General features: G+C 33.8%; 3 protein-coding genes. All 3 read right to left on the bottom strand.

Going from position 1 to position 3351, the window contains the following annotated elements:
• On the bottom strand, window positions 1-827 hold an 827-nt coding region (locus V4762_RS09830; RefSeq protein WP_347315603.1), incomplete at its 3' end, for a class I SAM-dependent methyltransferase.
• The gene (locus V4762_RS09835; protein WP_347315604.1) at window positions 817-2070 is read right to left on the bottom strand and encodes a glycosyltransferase family 4 protein; all 1254 of its coding nucleotides are present in this window, start codon (window positions 2068-2070) and stop codon (window positions 817-819) included. The genes V4762_RS09830 and V4762_RS09835, both read right to left, overlap by 11 nt.
• Before the next feature lie 3 nt (window positions 2071-2073).
• The gene (gene gmd, locus V4762_RS09840; RefSeq protein ID WP_347315605.1) at window positions 2074-3099 is read right to left on the bottom strand and encodes a GDP-mannose 4,6-dehydratase; all 1026 of its coding nucleotides are present in this window, start codon (window positions 3097-3099) and stop codon (window positions 2074-2076) included.
• Between the last annotated feature and the right edge of the window lie 252 nt (window positions 3100-3351).

The raw sequence follows: 3351 nt of genomic DNA on the forward strand, positions 1-3351 counted from the left end.
TTTAGTTCATCTGTAAGGCTGGATATTGTTTGTTGCCAATTAAGATTTAAATTGTAAAGTTGTAGAAGTTTAGATTCTTGATTTTTATTATATAAATTTGTTAAATAACTCAAATTAATTCCATAATTTTTTGAAAAAACTTCATCAAATAAAATTAGATTCTCTCTCTGAGCTTCTTTTTGTGCTACGATAGAATAATCTGGACTAACATTAAAAAATATATCTGATATTGAAATATTTTTATTATTTAAAAGTTCTTTTGGTTCTTGCAATCTTAGGATTTTATTTCTATAAAATCCATAATATTCAACTAAAAAACTCAAAAGTTGTGGAGAAAATGGTCTTATGTGGGTTGGATCTATCCAAAAGTTTACTGTGCCAACACTAATATTTTCTGGGTTGGGTGTCTCCAATATTAATAGTCCCGCAGGTTTTAGTACACGCAAAGACTCCTTAACAAGTTGTTTTAAAACATCAAAAGGAAGATGTTCTGCAATATGAAAACCTGATACTACTATAAAACTGTTATCAGGGGTTTGTTTCAAAAAATCTAAAGCATCAGTATGTATTACATTCAAATTTCTTTCTCGACAGGCAGAAAGCATATTTTCATCTAAATCTACCCCAAACGCTTCCAAATCATTGTCTCTTAATAACTCAAGCCATTCTCCACGGCCACATCCAAGATCAAGAGCTTTTATGTCATCTGATTGGTATATTTGTTTGAAAGGTTCGATAAAAGGCAAATATACTTTTAATCTTTCTTTAATGAGCTCTCTAGAACCTCTATGCTTATCTTCAAATGCCCTATAAAAGTTATCCTGCATCAGCGATAATCTCCTTTAACTTGTCGCACATCATCAATACGCTCTCGTCCCATGTAAGAGGCTTAAAACTTTTCTCTTTATAATCAAAGCTATAATTCTCAAGGTCAAAAATTGCTCTTATAAGGTCGTCTGAATCGCCACACTTAAAGTATACAGGATAGTCTCCCCCAATCTCTCTAAACATGTCTATATCGGTAGTTATTAAAGGTTTTTTGTAGTGCATAGCCTCTATTACTGGCAGGCCAAAGCCTTCTCTTCTAGACGCACAGATCACGGCTTTTGACTTTATATAAAACCCCTGTAGAAAATCGTCTGGAACACTGTTTAGTATAAACAGTTTTTTATCATAAAATTTAGAATTTTTCATCTTTGCGATTAACTCGTCCACCATCCAGCCAACCTTGCCTACAATGACCAGATTCTTGTCAAAACCTTTCTCCCACAACTTTTCAAAGGCATCAAATGCTACATCATAACCTTTTCTAGGTTCGATTGTGCCTACCATCAAAAAATAAGGGGTAAATTTTTCCAATTCTTTAAGTTTATTTTCATCTATCTTTTTGCTTGCAAAATCTGAACCCAAATAAAAGTAATCAACCTCTTTTTCTACGTTTATAGATCTCAAATAGTTTTCTATATGAATTTTCTCACTTTTCGAAATGGTAAGAATGCAGTCTGTATATGAAAGCATATAATAAAAAGAATTATAAAGTTGTTTAAAAAAATATTTCATAACATAGTTAGGATTTTCAAGAGCAAGTACGTCATAAACAAGATTTATTATCTTTACTTTGTTTCTTTTTAACTCTGAAATAATATTTTTATAGCAGAAGCATTCATATTCAGGATTCCAATATATATCTATCATAAGAAGGATATCAGAACTTTTGAATAGCCCTTCTTCTTTTGGGATAATATTTTTGCGAAAGTATAGAAAATAAGAACGAATTAGTTTTGCCTTCAGGTAAATAGACTTTAGAATCGAATATATCCTCTCATCCTTGATTTTAGATTTTATAATCCCTTTTGAGATTTCCTTCAGGTTAACCTTTGATTTCGTTTTAAGAAATTCATCCAGCCGTATATATCTATCTTTATCAAATACCACCGGTATAACTTCAACGCCTAATTCCTTAGTAATAAGTTCGCGCCTTTCTATGATATTTCTTACAACTCTCTGAATGCCTGAAATAAGATTTATCTTGTATGTTTCACTACAATCAATAAATAGTCTAGGTGGCATATTTTAACCTAATGACTTTTCTACCCTTTTTAAATCTGACTCGACCATTATCTCTACAAGCCTGTCAAATTTTGTCTTTGGTTCCCATCCAAGTATCTTCCTTGCCTTGGAATAGTCACCCACCAATACATCTACCTCTGCAGGCCTATAAAATTCTTTTGACACCTCCACTATAGTTTTGCCAGTCTTTCTGTCAATACCCTTTGAGTCTATTCCTTCACCTTCCCAAACTATATCAAAGTCAAGTAAGGCACATGCCTTTTCGATAAACTCCCTTATGCTGTGAGTTTCATTCGTAGCGAGCACATAATCATCAGGTTTATCGTTCTGAAGCATCAAATACATGCCATATACATATTCGGGCGCATACCCCCAATCCCTTTTGGAATCAAGGTTGCCAAGTATGACCTTATCAGCAAGATTATATTTTATTTCTGAAAGAGTTTTCGTAATCTTTCTAGTCACAAATTCCTCACCTCTTAACTCTGACTCGTGATTGAAGAGTATACCGCTACATGCAAACATATCATACGATTCTCTGTAGTTTATCGTCATAAAGTGAGAAAATACTTTAGAAACCGCATACGGTGATCTGGGATGAAATGGAGTTAATTCGTTTTGTGGGGTTTCCCTTACTTTACCAAACATCTCAGATGTAGACGCCTGATAAAATTTCGTATCTGGCTTAATATTCTTAATAGCATCGAGCAATCTCAGAACTCCCATAGCGTCCACATCAGCAGTAAGCATGGGTTGTTTAAAAGAGGCACCCACAAAGCTCTGGGCAGCTAAGTTATAAACTTCATCTGGCATAACCTTACTGATTACCTCTTTTATGTTTGAATGTTCAAGTAAATCCATATAAAGGATTTTTACTTTTCTTGCAATGCCAAGTTCTTTCAATCTCCAATTATCAGAACCACCACTTCTTCTGTCAGCCCCATATACAGTATACCCCTTCTCGAGTAATAACTTTGCTAGATATGCGCCGTCCTGTCCACGAATACCTGTAATAATAGCTTTTTTCAAGATTCCCTCCAGATTTTAATTTAAAATTTATTAAATGTGTATGTACGCTAAAAACTCTTTTCAATTTTATCACATTTTAACGATTAAATGCTTTTTTATAGCATTAATAAAACATCTAAAGCTATTTTTATACTATCTTTCTACCTTGTGTCCATCCACCTCTCATAAGCCCTGACAACGCTCTTTGCATCGTCGTACTTCTCTATCTCCCCGTCTTTTAGCCACACCGCCCTGTCGCAGAGCTTTTCTACC

It is taken from the genome of Thermodesulfobium sp. 4217-1 (assembly GCF_039822205.1).
Classification (GTDB): domain Bacteria; phylum Thermodesulfobiota; class Thermodesulfobiia; order Thermodesulfobiales; family Thermodesulfobiaceae; genus Thermodesulfobium.

Bases quoted from the DNA above. Each gene is read 5' to 3' on its own strand.
- V4762_RS09835 (WP_347315604.1), bottom strand. From the start codon at position 2,070: ATGCCACCTAGACTATTTATTGATTGTAGTGAAACATACAAGATAAAT.